Raw genomic sequence first — 18,753 nt, 5'->3', positions numbered from 1 at the left:
CCACCCGGCCTCGGGTCCTGACGTGACGTCATGTCACGGAGGGATCTCCGCCCGGTAGTTGTTGTGTGCGGAGTGTCCCCCGGCGATCACTGAACCGCCCTCTGCATGCATAGTAGGGACGTTTCCCGGCCAAGCCGGGGCATGACAAGTTTCAGTCACAGGGGGACAAAGCTCCATGCCATCCATACGCCGCCGCGGCGTCACGGCCGCAACCGCCGTGATCGCCGCGGTGCTGGTCACCGCAACGGCTTGCGACAGCGAGAAGACCGACGACGCGAAGGCATCGCCGTCGTCGTCGGCCCAGGCGGACCAGAAGATCGACACCGGTCAGGACGACGGGGACACCACCATCGGGGGCTACAAGCTCCCGGCCGGCGTCCCCACCGACCTCACCGGTGAAGCGTTGCGGCAGTGGAAGAACGGCGGCTGGAAGGACTACAGCAACTGGGCTTCCAAGGCGGAGGATTTCGCCAACCCGTACATCGAGAACTTCTGGACCCCGGAGAAAATGGCCGAGGCGAAGGCGAACGCACCCGCGGTCGTCGACGCGGGCAGCGCAAGCTCCGGCTCCAGCGGCACCACCAAGACGTACCTGCCCGACGGCACGGTGAAGAAGAAGTCGGCCACGCGGGTGGCGGCGAGCTACCACCACTCCGCGCCGCCCGTCGGCAAGCTGTTCTTCAGCAGCCCCCAGGGATCCATGGTGTGCTCCGCCGCCGTGGTCACCGACCCGGCGCACCCCGGCAAGTCCAACCTCGTGTGGACCGCCGGCCACTGCGTGCACGCGGGCAAGGGCGGCGGCTGGTACCGCAACATCGCCTTCGTGCCGTCGTACAACAACGACGCCCGGCTGAACATCCAGCAGGCCTCCCAGAACGCACGCTCCAAGAGCGTCTCCCCGTACGGCATCTGGTGGTCCGACTGGGCGACCACGTCCGGGGCGTGGATCAAGGGCGGCGCCCACCAGGCCACGACGGCCTACGCGTACGACTACGCCGTGCTGCACGTGAAGCCCGAGAAGGGCGGCAAGTCCCTTCAGGAGCAGATCGGTTCGGCCCTGCCGGTGTGGTTCAACGCCCCGTCGGCGAAGAAGATCAAGACGATGAAGGCGCGCGGCTACCCCGCCGAGTCGCCGTACGACGGCTCGAAGATGTACGACTGCCGCGGCGCCACCAAGCGCCTGGTGCTCGGCTACCGCTACCCGAGCGACTACCCGGCCCAGTACATGCTCGGCTGCACGTTGAACGGCGGGGCGTCGGGCGGACCCTGGTTCCTGGCGCACAACGGGCGTACGTATCTGGTGTCCAACAACTCGCTGAGCGACCGCCGGACCTTCGTGTCCGGACCGCGCCTGGGCAAGAACGCCAAGCAGGTCTATCTGGCGACCAGCAACAAGTTCAAGTAGGGCGGCTTCAGGTAGGGCGGCCGGCCTTCGGGCCCGGCGCGACGATCTCGTGACGACGACGTGACGACGACGGGGCCCTCGGCGCCGGTGGGCGCCGGGGGCTTCGTGTGCGTCAGCCGAGCTGGCTCGGCAGGGGCGCCGTGTGCGTCACGATCAGGCCGGAGACCGCACGGGTGAGGGCCACGTACAGGCGGCGCAGGCCCGTCCGCTCGTCCGGTTCGCCGTCGACGACGGCCCGCGGCTCGTCCAGGACCACGTAGTCGTACTCCAGGCCCTTGGCCAGCGACGCCGGTACGAGGGTGAGCCGGGTGTCGTGCGTCGTCTCCTCGCCCGGACCGAGATGGCCGATCCCGGCCGCCGTGAGCGCCTCGGCCAGCGCCGGGACACGTGCGTCGGCGGCGATCAGGCCGATCGAGCCCTCGTTGCGGAGCAGTTCCGCGCAGGCGTCGATCACCGCGGCGTCGGTGGCCGTCGTACGCACCTCGAAGAAGCCCGGGTTCTCACGCACCGACGCCACCGGCGTCAGTCCGGGCGCGATGTGCGGCAGCAGCCGGGACGCGTACGTGATGACATCGGTGGGCACGCGGAAACCGGCCGTCAGCTCCTCGATCACCGCGTCGCCCTTGCCGAGGTGCGCCAGCGCCTCGTCCCAGCTCCGCGTCGCCCACGGGGTCGTGCCCTGCGCCAGGTCGCCGAGCACGGTCGCCGAACCGGTCGTACAGCGACGGCCGACGGCCCGGTACTGCATGGGGGACAGGTCCTGTGCCTCGTCGAGCACGACGTGCCCGAGCGAATGCGTCCGCTGGACGAGGTCGGTCGCCTCGTCGATCAGTACGGCATCGGCGGCCGACCACTTGGCGGTCTTCGTGCTGCGTACGGGCCGCGCCCAGAGGATCTCCTTCCGCTCGTCCTCCTCGAGGACTCCGTCCGCGTGCACGGCGAGGAAGTCCGCGTCGGTGAGCAGACGCAGGACGAGCTTGGCGGGGTCGACGGGCGGCCAGATCGCCTTGACGGCCGCCTTCACGGCGGCGTTGCGGGCGACGGCGTCCTGCACCCGGTCGTCGGGCGCCTCGCCGGACCGCTCCATCTGGACCAGGACGGCGTGCGCGATCCGCTGCGGCAGCGCCTCGCGGGCGGCCCCGTAGCGGATGTCACGGTCCATCAACTCCCGGACGATCTGCTCGAGTTCGTAGGCGGGTACGCGCCAGCGACGGGAGCCGCGCACCACCACGACCGGCTCGGTGGGCAGGGTGACGTGCGAGCGGACGGCCCGCCGCAGCACCTCGGCCATCCGGGCGTCGCCCTTGATGACGGCGGCGGCCGCGTCGTCGGTCCCCCGGATCTCGACATGTGCGACCAGGTCGTCGACCGTGGCCTGCTTGACCTCCAACTCGCCCAGGGCGGGCAGCACTTGCTCGATGTAGTGCAGGAACGACCTGTTCGGTCCGATGACCAGGGTGCCGGTGCGGGCGAGTCGCTCACGGTGGGCGTACAGCAGATACGCGACCCGGTGGAGGCCGACGGCGGTCTTCCCGGTGCCGGGCCCGCCCTGGACACAGACGGAGCCGGACAGTCCCGACCGTACGATCTCGTCCTGCTCGGGCTGGATGGTCGCCACGATGTCGCGCATCGGGCCGACGCGCGGGCGCTCGATCTCCTGCTGGAGCAGCTTGCTGGTGGTGGCCGCCTCGGCCGGGTCGGAGAGGTGCTCGTCCTCGTACGCAGTGAGGTCGCCCGCCGTGTAGCCGAAGCGGCGGCGCAGCCCGACGTCCAGCGGGTCCTTCTTCGAGGCCCGGTAGAACGGCTGCGACACGGGCGCGCGCCAGTCGATGACCATCGGGTCGCCCTCGGCGTCGTGCACATGCCGGCGCCCGATGTAGAAACGCTCGCCCTCGGCGCCCTCCGCCCGGTCGGCGCCCGGGGCGTGCAGGTAGTCGAGGCGGCCGAAGAAGAGGGGGGTGTGGCTGAGGTCCGCGAGCGCCTTGATGCGGTCGTCGATCTGGCGGGCGAGGACTTCGGCGTTGACCCAGTTGGCGGTGACGTCGCGGATGTCGAGGTTCTCCACGTCCTCGCGCATCGCACGCAGGGCCGCACGGGAGCCGGCGAGGTGGGCGCGCTCGCGGGAGAGGGGGTCGGCGGGACTCTCGGACAGGCTGGACACGGGGAGATGCCTCCGGGGCGTGGCGGTGCGCCGGCCGGCTGCCGCGAGGGCGGGTCGGCCGACGGTCGACGGTCGCGTGTGGGTGGTGGCGGTTCTGCCGCCCGGTTTCCGTCCGGGCGGCGGCTCTCCGTGAAGGGAGGCGGGCAGGAGCGGAGATTGTAGGTGACGGGAGGATGCGGGAGCCAACGGATTTATACGGGCGCCGGACCAGGGAACCGGGTGTCCCTGGGGTGGGCCGGGCCGGAGCCCCTAAGGGGCGGGGTCCCTCCGTGGGCGTACGGGGGACGGACCCGAGGTGTACGGCGGGGCCGTGCGGGTTACGTCCTGGGACCGACGCATTCGCCGCGGCCGGATCCATGATGGATGTATGAGCGCAGCGACCTTCTCTCCGGGCCCTGCCCGGCACAGCCCCGCGTCCGGCGCCACCGCCCTCAGGGCCGACGTCCACCACCGCCACCTCCTCGGCGACGCCCTGCGCGCCGTCAAGGTCTTCGCCCGCGCGGCGATGGACGTGGTGCTCCTCGGCGAGTACGGCGAAGAAGCGGGCGTCCACCGCCGGTAGGCTCCGCCGGTTCCGCCGGTGGGTGCCGTGGGCTTCACCGGTTCCGCCGGTGGGTGCCGTGGGCGCCGCCGGGTCTGTGAGCCGCGGCCGGGCCGGGATGCCCGGGCACTAGGGTCCGTTTCCGTGACCCGACGGAATGTGATCGCCCGTACGCGATCTGTAGCGATGGCCCGCGCACGATCAGTAGCGATGACCCGCGCACGATCAGCGGCGTCGGCCGGTACGGGGTCGGTGACATCGGCCGGTACTGGGTCGGTGGCGTCGGCCCGTACGGGGTCGGTGGCGTCGGCCGGTACTGGGTCGGTGGCGTCGGCCCGTACGGGGTCGGTGGCGTCGGCCGGTACACGGTCCGTTGCGGCGGCCCCTGTGCGGTCAGTCGTGGCGGTGGCACGTGCGCGCCGCTTCGTGGCAACGGCCCGTGCGACGGCGCCTGCGCCGGCCCCCGCCCTGTCCCGCCTCGCCCGTCTCCGGCACCCCGCCACCGCGAGCGTCGTCCTTCTCGCCTGTTCGCTCGGCTCCTTCGGGGCGCTCTGTCTCCTCCAGGGCGTGCCCATGGCCGACGCCCTGGTCTACCGGGCCGCGGGCGCCGCCGTGCTGAGCGGTGCGGATCTGTACGGGTTCACGGTCACCGAGTGGGGGTTGCCGGCCACGTATCCGCCCTTCGCGGCGCTCCTGTTCGTACCGACAACCTGGCTTGCCCCGGGCGCCCTCAAGGTGGCCTTCGTCGCCGGGAACGTGGCCCTGCTGGCCGCGCTCGTCCGGCTCTCCGGCCGGCTCGCGGGCCGCCCGGCGCCGCTCCCCGCCGTCTGCGCCGCCACGGCCCTCGCCCTCTGGCTCGAACCCGTCTTCCAGACCGTCCTCTTCGGGCAGATCAACCTCGCCCTCGCCTGCCTGGTCCTGTGGGACCTCACCCGCCCCGGCGCCCGGTGCAGGGGAGCCGCGCTCGGCATCGCGGCCGGGGTGAAACTGACGCCCGCCGTCTTCATCGTGTACCTGCTGCTCAGGGGCCGGCGACGAGAAGCGGCCACCGCCGCGGCCGCCTTCGCCGGGACCGTACTGCTGGGCGCGCTCCTACTCCCCGCCGCCAGCGTCGACTTCTGGACCCGGCGGATCTTCGAGACCGGCCGGGTCGGCAAGGCGTGGATCGTCGACAACCAGTCGCTTCAGGGGCTGGTCGCCCGCGTGCTGGGAGAGCCGTCGCCCGGCCTCGCCTGGGCGCTGCCCACCGCGGTCGTCGCGGGCGCCGGCCTCTGGCTCGCCCGGCGCGCCACCAGCGAGCGCCGGGGCATCCTGCTCGCCGCCTTCACCGCCCTGCTCGTCTCCCCGATCAGCTGGTCGCACCACTGGGTGTGGTGCCTGCCGCTGATCGCCGTGCTGTACGCCGAAGGCCACCCGCGCCAGGCCGCGGCCACCGCCGCGGTCTTCACGGCGCGCACGCTGTGGCTGCTCCCGCACCAGGGCGACCTGGACCTCCAGCTCTCCTGGTGGCAGCAGCCGCCGGCCTCGCCCTACCCCCTGCTCGCGCTGCTCGTCCTGGTTCAGCTCTCCGTCAGGAGCTCGTCCGCGTCCATGATCCGGTAGGCGTAGCCCTGCTCCGCCAGGAAGCGCTGGCGGTGCGCGGCGAAGTCCTGGTCGATGGTGTCGCGGGCGACGACCGAGTAGAAGTGGGCCTGGTGGCCGTCCGCCTTGGGCCGCAGGACGCGGCCCAGCCGCTGCGCCTCCTCCTGGCGCGAGCCGAACGTGCCCGACACCTGGATGGCGACGGTCGCCTCCGGCAGGTCGATGGAGAAGTTCGCGACCTTGGAGACGACGAGGACGCTGATCTCGCCCTCCCGGAAGGCGTCGAAGAGCTTCTCGCGCTGCGCGTTGCTGGTCTCGCCCTTGATGACGGGCGCGTTCAGGTGCTCGCCCAGCTCGTCGAGCTGGTCGATGTACTGGCCGATGACGAGGATCTGCTGCCCGGCGAACTTCCGGACCAGCGCCTCCGTCACCTTCCGCTTCGTCGCCGTGGTGGCGCAGAAGCGATACTTCTCCTCGGTCTCGGCGGTCGCGTACGCGAGCCGCTCGGTCTCCGTCAGATTGACCCGCACCTCCACGCAGTCGGCGGGCGCGATGTACCCCTGCGCCTCGATCTCCTTCCACGGAGCGTCGAACCGCTTGGGCCCGATGAGCGAGAAGACGTCCGACTCGCGCCCGTCCTCCCGCACGAGGGTCGCCGTCAGCCCCAGCCGCCGCCGCGCCTGGAGATCGGCGGTGAACTTGAAGACGGGCGCCGGCAGCAGATGCACCTCGTCGTAGACGATGAGTCCCCAGTCACGGGAGTCGAACAGCTCCAGGTGCGGGTAGACGCCCTTCCGCCTGGTCGTCAGCACCTGGTACGTGGCGATGGTGACCGGCCGGATCTCCTTCTTCGTACCGCTGTACTCACCGATCTCGTCCTCGGTGAGACTCGTCCGCTTCACCAGCTCGTGCTTCCACTGGCGGGCGGAGACGGTGTTGGTGACGAGGATGAGCGTGGTGGCCTTGGCCTGCGCCATGGACCCGGCACCGACGAGCGTCTTGCCCGCGCCACAGGGCAGCACGACCACGCCGGAGCCGCCGTGCCAGAAGTTCTCCACGGCCTGCTTCTGGTACGGCCGCAGCGCCCAGCCGTCCTCGGCCAGCTCGATCGGGTGCGCCTCCCCGTCGACGTAACCGGCGAGGTCCTCGGCGGGCCAGCCCAGCTTCAGCAGCGTCTGCTTGATCTGCCCGCGCTCGGAGGGGTGCACGGCGACGGTGTCGGGGTCGAGGCGGGCGCCGACGAGCGGGGCGACCCGCTTGGACCGGAGGATCTCCTCGAGCACGGGCCGGTCCGTCGTCGTGAGCACCAGCCCGTGGGCCGGGTGCTTGGAGAGCGTCAGCCGCCCGTAGCGGTCCATCGTCTCGGCGATGTCCACGAGCAGGGCATGCGGCACGGGGTACCGGCTGTACTGCACGAGCGCGTCCACGACCTGCTCGGCGTCGTGCCCGGCGGCCCGCGCGTTCCACAGCCCGAGCGGGGTCACCCGGTAGGTGTGGATGTGCTCGGGCGCCCGCTCCAGCTCGGCGAACGGCGCGATGGCCCGTCGGCACTCGTTCGCCTGCTCGTGGTCGACTTCGAGCAGGAGTGTCTTGTCGCTCTGGACGATGAGTGGACCATTCACGCGCGGCACCCTTTCTGCATGGCTCTGTACGGCCAAACCTCCAGTGTGCCGTACCGGAGGATGATCACGCCTGGTCGTCGGCCAGTTCCGCCACTCCGGTGACCCGGTGCAGCGGGTACGTGCGGACCTCGTCCGCCGTGTGGTCGTAGGCAGTGACGAAGCCGCCCTCCACGCGGATCGGGGCGATCACGCGCTGGCTCGCGGTGCCTTCCGCGTTGACGTAGCCGATCCAGACCGCCTCGCCGGTGAGGACGGCGGCCTGCATGGTGGCGAGGGTCTCGGCGGAGCTGGTGCGCGGGAGGCCGCCGTCCGCGCCGGCCGGGTCGGCGGTCGGCTTGCGCGGGGCAGTGGAGGCCAGATCGCCCGCGCGGATGGCGCGGACCGCGGCGGTCAGGAGCGTCGTGTCGGGCACCGGGGGGCCGTCGGGGACCGGCTCCGGGGCCGCGCGCGGCGGGGTGCGGTGGGCGTGGGCGCGGGTGATCAGGACATCGCCCTCGGCGGACTCGGCGGCCGGCGCGAAGCCCATCGCGCGCAGGCCTTCGAGCAGCGTCGCCGGGTCGGCCTGGGCCGCCAGCACCGTGGGGGCCAGCCGGCGCAGCCGGAGTCCGGCGGAGCGCTTGTCGGCGAGGATCTCGTTCAGCAGGGTGTCGTCGTCGCAGCGCACATAGGCCGAGGCCGCGCCGATGCGGAGGTGGCCGTGCTTGCGGGCCACGTCGTCGATCAGATAGGCGAGGGGCTGCGGGACCGGCGTCCGCGAGTGGGCCGCGAGGAACGCGTGCAGGTCCGACGCCGCACGGCCCGCGTCCAGGGCGCGCCGCACGGAGGCGGGCGTGAAGCGGTAGACCGTCGCCCCGCCCTTCGACTCCACGTCCGCGAGCACGCCGAGCGTGTCGGCCAGCGGACGCTCCAGCGGGCCGGGCGCCACCGCGGTCAGGTCCGCCTGGAGCAGGACGTGGTCCAGGGGGGAGGGCAGGAGCGGGGCGAGGAGACGGGTGGCCTCGGCGGCGGCCGCCGCCTGTTCGGCGGGGGAGAGCGGGGCGGCTTGGGGCTCGGCGGGCATGTCGTGGTGCCTGTGGTGGACGGGGAGCTTGTCGCCCGGGCCGGAGGGGGCCGGGGGTTTCGCGGGCGCGGGCGGCGCGCCCAGCAGTGCGCGGCCGTGCGAGGACAGTGCGCCCCGGCCCGTGAACCCCAGCTGCTCCGCCTCGGACAGCGTCCACTCGGCGAGGCGGGTGCGCAGATCGTCCGAGGAGGAGGGCGCCGAGGACGGGGACGGGGACGGGTGGGTGCCGCGCAGCGGGCGTTCCCAGCGCAGTCGGGCCAGTACGGAAGCGGGTGCGGCCGAGGCGCCCTCGGGCAGATCGGCGAGCAGCGCCAGGACCCGGCGGCGGACCTCGGACGCGGCCGAGCGGTCCAGGCCGGGGCCGAGGGCCGACAGGGTGCGCTCCTTGGCGTCCCGGCCGCCGACCAGGCCCGCCGTGCGGGTCGCCGCCAGCCACGCGGTGGCGAGCCGGCTCCAGCGCTCGGCGGCGGGCAGCTCCAGCCACTCGTCGTACGCGGGGGTCGCCGCGTACCGCTCCTCCGCCTCGCCGTCCGACGCCAACAGGCCTGCCGCGTAAGTGAGTTCGACCCAGAAGGCGGCCGTCGGCTCGGGCACGTCGAGGGCCACCGCGGTCCGCTTGAGGTCCCGCACGCTCAGGCCCCCGGCCCGCAGCACGGCCGGACCGCCCTCGTGCCAGTCCTTCAGCAGCTCCTCGACCGTCGCGAGCGCGGTGTACGCCTGGCCGGCCGCCGTCGCGTCCACCAGCGGCGGACGGTGGGTCGCGGCGATCTCGACCTGGGGCGGCAGCGGCTCGGTGGAACGGTGCGCGCGGCCCGCCCGCAGATGGAGGGCCACCTCCCGGGGCAGTACGACCGTGCCGGGCGCCGTCGGCAGCAGCAGCCCGCGGTCGAGGAGCCAGCGCAGCCGCGTCGCGGGGTCCGCGGTGACCTGCCCGTACGGCGGACCCCAGACCAGGCGGGACAGCACGTCGAGCGAGTCGGCGGGGGCCTCGTCCAGGAGCGCGGACATGCGGGTGCGGTCCGAGAAGAGGGCGCCGAGCGACGCCACGGCCGACACCGCGTCGTGCGTGGTCGGCAGCCCGGCGGCCGTCAGGATCTCCTGCACCCGGCCCGGGGACATGCCCGCCGTGGCCTCCGCGACCGTGGGGCCGAGGCCGGTCGGGGACGGGTGCTGGGGGGAGGGCGCGAGCAGTTCGCGGGCCGTGCGGACGAGGCGGAGCCGGTCGTCGGAGCCCCAGACGAGGGCCTGGTCCCGCAGGGCGGCGAGGGCCCGCGGGAGGGCGTTCGTGACGGCCCGGTCGGCGTCGTCGCCCGCCATCAGGGCGAGGAGTTCGTCGTACGTCGCCGGGTCGGGGGCCACGGCGAGGGCCTCCGCCGTCTGGAGCGTGAACCGGTCGAGCCGCTCCAGGGCGCGTACGACGCTGGCGCGGGTGCCGGCGCGGGTCGCGAGCTGGGTGAGGTCGGTGGGGACGGGGGTGATGAGGTCCGGGCGGGCGCGGAGGAGGGCGGACAGGGACGCGTCGTCCCGCGCGCGGAGCGCTTCCGCGAGGGAACGGGGGGCTGCCGCCGGCTTGTCCTCGTTGCTCATCCGATCCACGTTAGCGGGTGGGGGTGACGGCGGGGGTGCGCGTCCGCGAACGCCGGACCGGCCGATTGCCGCCCGCCTGCGCTACCGTCGTCACCACGGGGTATCCAACGCGCCCGCCCCGGAGGGGACTTCGTGGGGATCGAGAGTGACCAGCTCGTCTTCGACTATCTGAGCCGGGTCGGAGACCTGGCCCAGCAGCGGCAGCTGCCGTCGGGGACGCGGATGCGGCTCGTCTCCGAGCTGCGCAACGAGATCGACCGGCGCCGGGCGAAGACCCCGGTCGACAGTCCGGCCGTCGTCCGTCGCATCCTCGCCCGCCTGGGCACGCCCGACGAGGTCGTCGCCGCCGCGGGTGACGGTACGGCCGGGGGCGCCGCCGAGGCGCGGGCCGCCGTCCCCGTCCAGCGGGTGAGCGAACCCGAACCCGAGGCGCGGCCGAGGGGGTTGCGCCGGGTCGTACCGCGTCCGCGGCCGGCCGACTCCGGTTCACGTTCAGGTTACCGGTTCCGGGCGGTCCGCTCACGAACGGGACCGGGACGCGCCCTCCCCGCCGCACCTCGCCGGCACGCACGAGCTGGGGGACAGTGCCACGCAGCCCGACTGGTGGCGGACGGACAGCAGTCCGTTCGGGCTCGGGGACAGCGTGCCCGGGTTCACCGGGGGCGTGGAGATCCCCGAGATACTCAAGCCGCCGCAGGAGGACAGCGCGCGGGAGGACCGGCCGCACGGGGCCGGGCAGGGGCCGGGAGCCGAACCGGTCGTCGACGCCTCGCCGGCCGGCGCTCCCGCGGGCGAGGAGGCCGCCGCCGCGCCTCCGCGCCGGATGCTGCTCAGGCCCCGGCTCAGCGGCTGGAGCAACCCGCTGCTCCTGCTGGCCGCCGGGCTTCTCGTCGCCGGTGCCGTCCTCGGCAACTGGTTCGCGCTCGGGCTCGGCTGGCTCATCGCCTACGCCTCCCGCCGGCTGACGCCCGTCGAGTCGAAGTGGGCGGTCCTGGGCCTGCCCGGGGCGGCCGCGGCCGCGGGGATCGTCTGGCTGTGGGGCCGTACGGAGCGCCGGTGGGGGGATCCGATCGCCACGGGACACATGAACGACGCGGTCACGGAGACCTGGCCGTGGGTGGTGCGGGGGGCGGCTGTCGCCTCGGCACTGTTCCTGGTGTGGCGGTCCCAGCGGCGACGCTGACGCGGGCGGCGCGTGGAGGGGCGTGCCGTGATCTTGCGCGGGTGGGCCCGCGCGGGTTCCGGTTCCGGTTCCGCTGCCACGGCCGGTCCGGTACGGATTCGGGTCCGCGGCGGGGTGTGGGTCTGGTGCAGGTGCGGTGCGGTGCGGTGCGGTGCGGGATTCGGGGTGCGGTGCGGGGTGCCGGTCCGGGTGGGTACGGGCCCCGGTCCGGGGCGGTGCCCATCCTGGGCGGTGCGGGCCGGTGGCACGGTGCCGGACCGGCTGGGGGCGCGGGTCCGGGGCCGGTCCGTCTCAGGGTCTGGGCCCGCGTGGGCTGAGCGCCGCGTCTGGGCACAATGGCCCATATGACCTCTCGCGCACTGACCGTCGGCTTCGACCTCGACATGACCCTGATCGACTCCCGGCCCGGTATCCACGCCTGCTACCAGGCGCTTTCCGCGCGGACGGGCACGTACATCGACGCCGACCTGGCCGTCACCCGGCTCGGCCCGCCCCTGGCGGACGAACTCGTCAACTGGTTCCCGGCGGAGCAGGTCGCGGCCATGGCCGACGTCTACCGTGAGATGTACCCCACGCACGCCATCGCGCCGACCCCCGCGATGCCCGGCGCCCGTGCGGCGATAGCGGCCGTGCAGGCGGCCGGCGGACGCGCGATCGTCGTCACCGCCAAGTACGAGCCCAACGCCAAGCTCCACCTGGAGCACCTCGGCATCGAGCCCGACGCGGTCATCGGCGACCTGTGGGCCGAGGGCAAGGCGGAGGCGCTGCTCGAGCACGCGGCGGGCGTCTACGTCGGCGACCACACCGGAGACGTACGCGGAGCACGTACCGCCGACGCGTACGCCGTTGCGGTCGCCACCGGGCCGTGCGACGCGGCCGAACTGCGGGCGGCGGGCGCGGATGTCGTACTGGCCGACCTCACGGAGTTCCCCGGCTGGCTGGAGAGCCACCGCTCGCGCTCGTGATCAATGCGCCTGGGAGCCGCGCGCCCGGCGGCGCCCTTCCGCGATGGACTGGAGGACTCCGGCTCCGGCCAACAGGAATCCGACACCCATAAGCATGCTCAGCCCGAACATGTATGTCGGAAAAGGAGTGGTGCCGAGCAGTAGTGGGGCCACGGTGACCAGAGTGGCCGCGGCTCCGACGAAGAACACAATGGCTCCGGCACGGATCAGTCGGTCACCGGCCGCGGCGGAATTCGGTTGGGTTTTGTCACGCACCGGACCAGGGTAGTTCCCAGCGCGAAGGAATGGTTCGGCGACGTCTTGTCACCAGCCGCCGGACCATTAGCCTTGGTACCGGCGGGTCCGGGACCCGCTGTAGTGCTATCCAGAGCAGTTTTCCGAGCAGTTTCCGACGAGTACGAGGACGAGGACAGACGTGCCTACCGGCAAGGTCAAGTGGTTCAACAGCGAGAAGGGCTTCGGCTTTCTCTCCCGCGACGACGGCGGTGACGTCTTCGTTCATTCCTCGGTCCTCCCCGCCGGAGTCGAAGCCCTCAAGCCGGGCCAGCGCGTGGAGTTCGGCGTAGTCGCCGGGCAGCGCGGTGACCAGGCACTGTCGGTGGTCCTGCTGGACCCGACCCCGTCGGTTGCGGCTGCACAGCGTCGCAAGCCCGATGAACTGGCGTCCATCGTCCAGGATTTGACGACCCTCCTCGAGAACATCACGCCGATGCTGGAGAAGGGCCGCTATCCCGAGAAGACCTCGGGCAAGAAGATCGCGGGCCTGCTGCGGGCGGTCGCCGACCAGTTGGACGTCTGAACGGACGTCGCATCAGGCGTCCGGTCAGACATCTGATGCGACATCCCAACGGTCACGGGAAGTTCAGCGCGTCAGGGCCGAGGGGCGGCACCAGCCCCTCGGCCGCCGCACGCGTGAGGAGCCCGCGGACGGCCGCGTAGCCGTCCTCGCCGAGGTCGGCGGTGAACTCGTTGACGTACAGGCCGATGTGCTGGTCCGCCACCGCCGGGTCCATCTCCTGGGCGTGTTCCAGGACGTACGGGCGGGAGGCCGCGGGGTCGGCCCAGGCGGCTCGGACGGAGGCGCGGGTGGCGGAGGCGAGCCGGGTGAGCGTCTCCACACCCAGTGAGCGCTTGGCGATGATCGCGCCGAGGGGGATCGGCAGGCCCGTCGTGCGCTCCCAGTGCTCGCCCATGTCGGCCAGCTTGTGCAGGCCGTAGTTCTGGTACGTGAAACGGGCCTCGTGGATGACCAGGCCCGCGTCGACCTTGCCGTCCCGTACCGCCGGCATGATCTCGTGGAACGGCATGACCACGATCTCGCCGACCCCGCCGGGGACCGTGTCCGCCGCCCAGAGGCGGAACAGGAGGTACGCGGTCGACTTCTCGCTCGGCACGGCGACCGTTCGGCCCGTCAGGTCGGCGTCCGCCTCGCGGGTGAGCACCAGCGGGCCGCAGCCCCGGCCCAGCGCACCGCCGCACGGCAGCAGCGCGTACTCGTCGAGGACGTACGGCAGCACGGCGTACGACACCTTCAGCACGTCGAACTCGCCGCGCTCGGCCATGCCGTTGGTGATGTCGATGTCCGCGAAGGTGACGTCGAGGGCGGGCGCGTCCGGGACCCGGTCGTGGGCCCAGGCGTCGAAGACGAAGGTGTCGTTCGGGCAGGGGGAGTACGCGATCTGCAGCGGTCGGCTTTCAGAGCTCATGCGGGTTCCAACTCTCCAGGGCGGGCGCCAGCTTCCCGAAGCCCTCCGTGAGGGCCGCGAGAGCGTCGCCGATGCGCCAGGCGGCACGGTCGCGCGGGCCGACGGGGTTCGAGACGGCGCGTATCTCCAGCACGGGCGTGCCGTGCGCGGCGGCCGCCTCGGCCACCCCGAAGCCCTCCATGGCCTCGGCCAGCGCACGAGGGTGACGGGCACGGAGTTCCGCGGCGCGCTCGGCGGTGCCGGTCACCGTGGAGACGGTGAGCACGACTCCGGCGCGCGCCCCGGTGGAGTCCGCGACCGCTCGTACGAGTGTTTCCGGTGGATGGTGGGTGACGGTTCCGAAGCCCAGCTCGGTGACCGGCAGGAAGCCGGTGGCGGTGTCCGCGCCGAGATCCGCCACGGTGATCGTGTCGGCGACGACGAGGGAGCCGACCGGGGCGTCCGGCTGGAAACCGCCCGCGATCCCGGCGGAGACGACGAGGTCGTACGGGGTGCCGGCGAGGGCGGCCGCGGTGAGCGCGGTCGCGGTGGAGGCGGCGGCGAGGGCGGGGCCGACGCCGGCGGCCAGCAGGTCGTGACCGCCGCTCCCGTGGAGGATCCGGTGGAGGGTCGCCCCCGGGAGCGGGACCTCGTGCGGCGCGGGCGTGAACGCCCGTGCCACCGCGTCCCGTTCGGCCGGGACCGCGGTGGCTACGAGGACGCGTGGGGCGGGCGTGGTCAGCCCGCGTCCTTCTTGAGCTTGAAGGACCACAGGCCGGTGAACGGCGCCTTCTCGCCCTCCTGGATGGAGACCAGCGTGGAGTTGCCGCTCGCGCCGTACTGCGCGTTGAAGAACACGCTGCCCGGGATCGTGCGGTACGTCTTCTTGCTGGCCTCGGTCAGCGCCTGGCCGTTCATCAGGATCGTCCAGCCCTTTTTCGCGACGTCCGGGTCCACGCCGAAGCGGACCGTCTCGTCGGGGTCGACCTTGATGGACTTGATGTCCGTGTCCTTCAGGCACTTCGCCAGGTCCGCGGTCGCGAGCGGCTTGCCGTCGTTGTAGCAGGAGGCTTCCGAGCTCACCGAGCTCTGGCCGACGGTGATCGTCGACAGCGGCGTCGGCTTGTCGCAGGCGGACAGGACGAGCAGTCCGGCGGAAACGGCACCGGCGGCGGCGACGGCGCGGCGGCGGCGCACAGCGCGATTTCCATTAGCGGCTCTGCCGCGGGGCAGGGAGGTCATGGCCGAAGGCTATCGGGCGGGTCCGGCGCCGCCCTCATGTGGGGGTGCGGCGTGCCGCGGCGGGTGGGTGCGGCTGGGTGGGTGTGGGTGGGTGGGTGTAGGTGGTCGGGGTCGGCGGGTGGGTGTGGATGGGCGGCGTCGGTCGGCAGGTAGGTGTGGCTGGGCGGTCGGCGGGTGGGTGCGGCCGACGGGTGCGGAATCGGTGCGGTCAGTCGACGCGTGGGCGCGCGGGGCCGCCGTGCCGGGCCGCGCCGAGCAGCCCGCGCACCGTCGTCAGCCACCCGACGGCGACGATCCCGGCGGCCACGGAGAGGCCGAGCGAGCCGTTGAGCGGCAGGGCGATGCCGATCGCGCCGCCCAGCACCCACGCCACCTGGAGCAGGGTCTCGGAGCGCGCGAACGCGGACGTACGGACCAGCTCCGGCACGTCCCGCTGGATCAACGCGTCCAGCGACAGCTTCGCGAGGGCCTGCGCGAAGCCGGCCACCGCCGCGAGGCACGTGACCAGGAACGCGCCGAAGAAGAGGGCCGCCGTGATCGCCGCGGCCAGTACGAAGGCCACCACCGTCACGATGATCACCTCCGGCGCGCGTGACTTCAGCCAGGCGCCGACCGCCGTGCCCAGCGCGTTGCCCGTGCCCGCCGCCACGCCCACTATCCCCAGCGACACCGCCGCGCTCTCGCCGGTGAGCGGGTGCTCGCGCAGCAGGAAGGCGAGGAAGAAGATCAGGAAGCCGGACAGACAGCGCAGGGCCGCGTTGGCGGCGAGGGCGTGGGTGACGGCCGTTCCCACGGTGCGCAGTCCGGGGCGCTTGAGCTGCCCCCGGTGCGGGCCGTGCAGGTGCTCCGGGTCCGCCGCGAGCAGTGCCGTGTCCTCGCCCTTGGCCGAGTCGACCTTCGGCGGCAGGGAGAACGACAGGAACGTTCCGGCCACGAAGATCACGAAGGCGCCGTAGAGCGGCCAGCGGGAGCCGAGGGCCTGGAGGCCCGCGCCGATGGGGGCGGCCACGCCGGTGGCGAGCAGCCCGCCGAGGGTGACGCGGGAGTTCGCCTTCACCAGGGAGAAGCGGGGTGGGAGCAGACGGGGGACCACGGCGCTGCGTACGACTCCGTAGGCCTTGGAGGCGACCAGTACGCCGAGGGCGGCCGGGTACAGCTGGAGGCTGCCGCTGGCGACGGCGCCGGAGATGATCAGCGCGAGCAGGGCGCGGGCGAGCATCGCGCCGGCCATCGCGGCGCGGCGGCCGTGCGGCAGGCGGTCGAGGAGCGGGCCGATCACCGGGGCGAGCAGGGTGAAGGGCGCCATGGTGATGGCGAGGTAGAGGGCGACGCGGCCGCGGGCCTCGTCGGTGGGCACCGAGAAGAAGACGGTGGAGGCGAGAGCGACGGTGATCATGACGTCACCGGCGCCGTTCACCGCGTGCAGCTCGATCAGTTTGCCGAGGCCGGACTCGCCTGCGCCGTGCGCGTGTGTGGCCCTGCGGATGCCGCGGGCCGTTCCGGTGACCGGGAAGTGCAGGGCGCGGCCGACCGAGCGGACGGCGCCACGCACCCGGCCCGATCCGCCACTCCCGCTGCTCCCCTTGACCCCACCGATCCCGGCGGCTCCCTGGGGCGACTTCGCGGCTGCCACCCCGTCATAGTGCCCCGAGAAGGGCGAACGTAGTGCGGTTACCGCGCGTATGTCGCTGCGCGAGGCTGTACGGAGCCCGAGCGGATCCCCTGCCACCGCCACCCCCGGCGACCACCCGCGCGGAACCCGGCGAGCTGTCTGTACGGGGCTGGTCGAGGGCTGTGGTGGTGCCGGACCGGGGTGGTCGTCTGTGTCGGATCGGGGTGGTTGTCAGGGCCGGATCGGGGTGGCCGGTGGTGACCGATCCGGTGGTTGTGCGGGCCGGATCTGGTGGCTGGTCGTGCCGGATTCGGTTGTTGTCTGTGTGGAATCGGGGCGGCCTCGGGGCGGCTGGCCGTGTTCGATCCGGCGGCTGTGCGGGCCGGGGGCGGCGGTCGTGCGTGCCCGACTGGTGTGGATTCCTCCGCCGATCCACCGGGGGTTCCCGCCCCGGTCCGTCGGTTGTTTTGTCACCGCGGAGCGCCGAAGAGTCCCGCCGGTGTGGGCCCAGGGGCTCGGAGCAGGTAGCGTGCGTAGCGCGCCTGCGGCGATTGTTCTCGGCCGCGCGCCTCTCGGTCATCCCGCAGAATGGATGACGTAGGTGCGCCCGAGCGCGATCGGGCGCGGACGTCGACGCGGCCCCCTGGTCCGCTCCGTCCGCACTCCCGCCGAGGGATGGCGCACTCGTGAGACGGCGTAGGAGAGAAGCGATACCTGTGAGCGCAGCGACAACGCGAAGCCGCACCCCCGACCGCCTGTGCACCGAGGCCGTCGACCTCGCGCGCGCCGCCGCCGAGGAGGCCGCCGCCCCCGGCGTCGTCGGCGAGCACGTGGGAGTCGTCTCCGAGGGTGACCGCGTTGTCACGCACTTTTTCGAGTGCAAGGAATTCGGGTACCGGGGCTGGCGCTGGGCGGTGACGGTCGCCCGGGCCTCCCGCGCGAAGGTCGTGACCCTCGACGAGACGGTGCTGCTGCCCGGCGACGACGCGCTGCTCGCACCGGAGTGGGTGCCGTGGAGCGAGCGGCTGCGCCCCGGTGACATGGGCCCCGGCGATCTTCTGCCCACCGAGGCGGACGACCTCCGGCTGGAGCCCGGCTACACGGGCGAGGACGAGCCACTGCCGAACTCCGCGGTCTCCGAGGAGATGGCCGAGCTGGTGGAAGCCGAGGACGCGGAGGTCGCGGGCGGGGCTCCGGCGAAGCTGCCGATCCCGCCGACGCGCGGCTCGATCGCGGCGGTGGCGGAGGAACTGGGCATGCGCCGGGCGCGGGTCCTCTCGCGCTACGGGCTGCACATCGCCGCGGACCGCTGGGAAGAGGCGTTCGGCCCCAAGACGCCGATGGCGCAGGCCGCGCCCGCGGCGTGCGTCAGCTGCGGCTTCCTGAACCGGATCGGGGGATCGCTCGGACAGGCGTTCGGTGTCTGTGCGAATGAGTTCTCGCCGGCGGACGGGCGCGTGGTGTCGCTGGCGTACGGGTGCGGGGGGCACTCGGAGGCGGCGGTCATGCCGAAGCCGCCGCGTCCGGCCGAGCCGGTCATCGACGAGACGAAGGTGGACCCGTTCCCGCTGCGTCCGTCCCCCGACTCGGGTTCGGTCCCGGAGACGACGGACGAGTCCTCGGCGGAACTGGGGCACTCGTAGCCGACGGCGGCTGCTGCGCGGGTTCGCCGCTGACGGCGGCGACGCGTGCGCGTGGCTGACGGCAGTGAGGGCGGCGACGCGTGCCCGTGGCTGACGGCAGTGACGGCAGCTCGTACCTGACGGCGACAGCGATGGCAGCGAGCGCAGCGTCGGCGGCTGCCGGGGTTCGTGGCTGACCGCAGCCACGGGTGCTCGCGGCCCACGCGATCCCTGGGCACGTGTGGCCGAAGGCAGCCGTAGGGCCCTGGCCGACGCCGACCGGGAGGCCCCGCAGCCGACGCCGGCCGTGGATCCCGGCCGACGGCAGTCCACCGCAGCCGATGTCGGCCGTGGATCCCGGCCGACGGCAGTCCACCGCAGCCGGCGTCGGCCGTGGCCCCCCCAGCCGACGGCAGTCACCCGCGCCGGACGTCTTCGCGTGCGACGGTCGCCCCACCTCGCGGTACCTTCGTCGCACGCCGATGAG

At 73.0% G+C, this 18,753-nt stretch carries 14 protein-coding genes and 1 pseudogene; 7 read left to right on the top strand and 8 right to left on the bottom strand.

Going from position 1 to position 18,753, the window contains the following annotated elements; all coding sequences use genetic code 11:
- The first annotated feature begins 175 nt into the window (after positions 1-175).
- On the top strand, positions 176-1,405 hold the full coding sequence (locus SAVERM_RS20210) for a trypsin-like serine peptidase (protein ID WP_010985347.1): 1,230 nt from the start codon (positions 176-178) through the stop codon (positions 1,403-1,405).
- A 112-nt stretch (positions 1,406-1,517) separates the two neighbouring features.
- Here SAVERM_RS20210 and SAVERM_RS20205 read toward each other — a convergent pair whose 3' ends face one another.
- Positions 1,518-3,482, bottom strand: coding sequence for a HelD family protein (locus tag SAVERM_RS20205; protein ID WP_237529430.1), 1,965 nt, complete (start codon positions 3,480-3,482; stop codon positions 1,518-1,520).
- A 451-nt stretch (positions 3,483-3,933) separates the two neighbouring features.
- Here SAVERM_RS20205 and SAVERM_RS20200 point away from each other — a divergent pair, with 451 nt between their 5' ends.
- Both SAVERM_RS20200 and SAVERM_RS20195 read left to right on the top strand, forming a co-directional pair.
- Complete coding sequence (locus SAVERM_RS20200) at positions 3,934-4,128, top strand: hypothetical protein (RefSeq protein WP_037644680.1); 195 nt, start codon at positions 3,934-3,936, stop codon at positions 4,126-4,128.
- 552 nt (positions 4,129-4,680) lie between these two features.
- The gene (locus SAVERM_RS20195) at positions 4,681-5,709 is read left to right on the top strand and encodes a glycosyltransferase 87 family protein (RefSeq protein ID WP_078234476.1); all 1,029 of its coding nucleotides are present in this window, start codon (positions 4,681-4,683) and stop codon (positions 5,707-5,709) included.
- Here the strand turns inward: SAVERM_RS20195 and SAVERM_RS20190 are convergent.
- Positions 5,667-7,310: a DNA repair helicase XPB gene (locus tag SAVERM_RS20190; RefSeq protein WP_010985343.1), complete on the bottom strand. Its 1,644-nt coding sequence runs from the start codon at positions 7,308-7,310 to the stop codon at positions 5,667-5,669. The genes SAVERM_RS20195 and SAVERM_RS20190 overlap by 43 nt on opposite strands.
- Positions 7,311-7,374: 64 nt before the next feature.
- On the bottom strand, positions 7,375-9,957 hold the full coding sequence (locus tag SAVERM_RS20185; RefSeq protein WP_010985342.1) for a helicase C-terminal domain-containing protein: 2,583 nt from the start codon (positions 9,955-9,957) through the stop codon (positions 7,375-7,377).
- Between the two features lie 132 nt (positions 9,958-10,089).
- Here SAVERM_RS20185 and SAVERM_RS20180 point away from each other — a divergent pair.
- Positions 10,090-11,140: pseudogene (locus SAVERM_RS20180) on the top strand (hypothetical protein).
- A 335-nt stretch (positions 11,141-11,475) separates the two neighbouring features.
- Entirely contained in the window at positions 11,476-12,105 is a 630-nt protein-coding gene (locus SAVERM_RS20175) for an HAD family hydrolase (RefSeq protein ID WP_010985339.1), read from the top strand.
- On the opposite strand, the gene SAVERM_RS20170 is transcribed toward SAVERM_RS20175, so the two are convergent.
- Positions 12,106-12,360 (bottom strand): hypothetical protein, encoded by a 255-nt coding sequence (locus SAVERM_RS20170; RefSeq protein ID WP_037644682.1) that lies wholly within the window; start codon positions 12,358-12,360, stop codon positions 12,106-12,108.
- A gap of 160 nt (positions 12,361-12,520) precedes the next feature.
- On the opposite strand from SAVERM_RS20170, the gene SAVERM_RS45425 reads away from it, so the two are divergent.
- Entirely contained in the window at positions 12,521-12,904 is a 384-nt protein-coding gene (locus SAVERM_RS45425) for a cold-shock protein (RefSeq protein WP_010985338.1), read from the top strand.
- A gap of 52 nt (positions 12,905-12,956) precedes the next feature.
- Here the strand turns inward: SAVERM_RS45425 and SAVERM_RS20160 are convergent, their stop codons facing one another.
- From SAVERM_RS20160 to SAVERM_RS20145, 4 genes are all read right to left on the bottom strand, one after another.
- Positions 12,957-13,811: a 1,4-dihydroxy-6-naphtoate synthase gene (locus SAVERM_RS20160; protein WP_010985337.1), complete on the bottom strand. Its 855-nt coding sequence runs from the start codon at positions 13,809-13,811 to the stop codon at positions 12,957-12,959.
- Positions 13,801-14,562, bottom strand: a complete 762-nt coding sequence (locus SAVERM_RS20155) for a futalosine hydrolase (protein ID WP_078234401.1) — start codon at positions 14,560-14,562, stop codon at positions 13,801-13,803. Before SAVERM_RS20155 ends, SAVERM_RS20160 begins: the two co-directional genes overlap by 11 nt.
- Positions 14,529-15,032 (bottom strand): hypothetical protein, encoded by a 504-nt coding sequence (locus SAVERM_RS20150; protein ID WP_042493317.1) that lies wholly within the window; start codon positions 15,030-15,032, stop codon positions 14,529-14,531. The genes SAVERM_RS20155 and SAVERM_RS20150 overlap by 34 nt, the downstream gene beginning before the upstream one ends.
- Before the next feature lie 208 nt (positions 15,033-15,240).
- Positions 15,241-16,665 (bottom strand): MFS transporter, encoded by a 1,425-nt coding sequence (locus SAVERM_RS20145; protein ID WP_010985334.1) that lies wholly within the window; start codon positions 16,663-16,665, stop codon positions 15,241-15,243.
- Between the two features lie 695 nt (positions 16,666-17,360).
- On the opposite strand from SAVERM_RS20145, the gene SAVERM_RS20140 reads away from it, so the two are divergent.
- Positions 17,361-18,287: a DUF3027 domain-containing protein gene (locus tag SAVERM_RS20140; protein ID WP_010985333.1), complete on the top strand. Its 927-nt coding sequence runs from the start codon at positions 17,361-17,363 to the stop codon at positions 18,285-18,287.
- Positions 18,288-18,753: the final 466 nt, after the last annotated feature.

This window comes from Streptomyces avermitilis MA-4680 = NBRC 14893, from assembly GCF_000009765.2.
GTDB classification, from domain to species: Bacteria; Actinomycetota; Actinomycetes; order Streptomycetales; family Streptomycetaceae; genus Streptomyces; species Streptomyces avermitilis.
Note: the sequence above shows the minus strand (reverse complement) of the source record. Positions and strands in the feature narration are given on the sequence as shown.

What these genes read in the sequence shown, in the direction of transcription:
- SAVERM_RS20205 (WP_237529430.1), bottom strand. Translation starts at nt 3,482, where the DNA reads ATGCGCGAGGACGTGGAGAACCTCGACATCCGCGACGTCACCGCCAAC.
- SAVERM_RS20210 (WP_010985347.1), top strand. Translation starts at nt 176, where the DNA reads ATGCCATCCATACGCCGCCGCGGCGTCACGGCCGCAACCGCCGTGATC.
- SAVERM_RS20160 (WP_010985337.1), bottom strand. Translation starts at nt 13,811, where the DNA reads ATGAGCTCTGAAAGCCGACCGCTGCAGATCGCGTACTCCCCCTGCCCG.
- SAVERM_RS20175 (WP_010985339.1), top strand. Translation starts at nt 11,476, where the DNA reads ATGGCCCATATGACCTCTCGCGCACTGACCGTCGGCTTCGACCTCGAC.
- SAVERM_RS20195 (WP_078234476.1), top strand. Translation starts at nt 4,681, where the DNA reads ATGGCCGACGCCCTGGTCTACCGGGCCGCGGGCGCCGCCGTGCTGAGC.
- SAVERM_RS20150 (WP_042493317.1), bottom strand. Translation starts at nt 15,032, where the DNA reads ATGACCTCCCTGCCCCGCGGCAGAGCCGCTAATGGAAATCGCGCTGTG.
- SAVERM_RS20185 (WP_010985342.1), bottom strand. Translation starts at nt 9,957, where the DNA reads ATGAGCAACGAGGACAAGCCGGCGGCAGCCCCCCGTTCCCTCGCGGAA.
- SAVERM_RS20200 (WP_037644680.1), top strand. Translation starts at nt 3,934, where the DNA reads ATGAGCGCAGCGACCTTCTCTCCGGGCCCTGCCCGGCACAGCCCCGCG.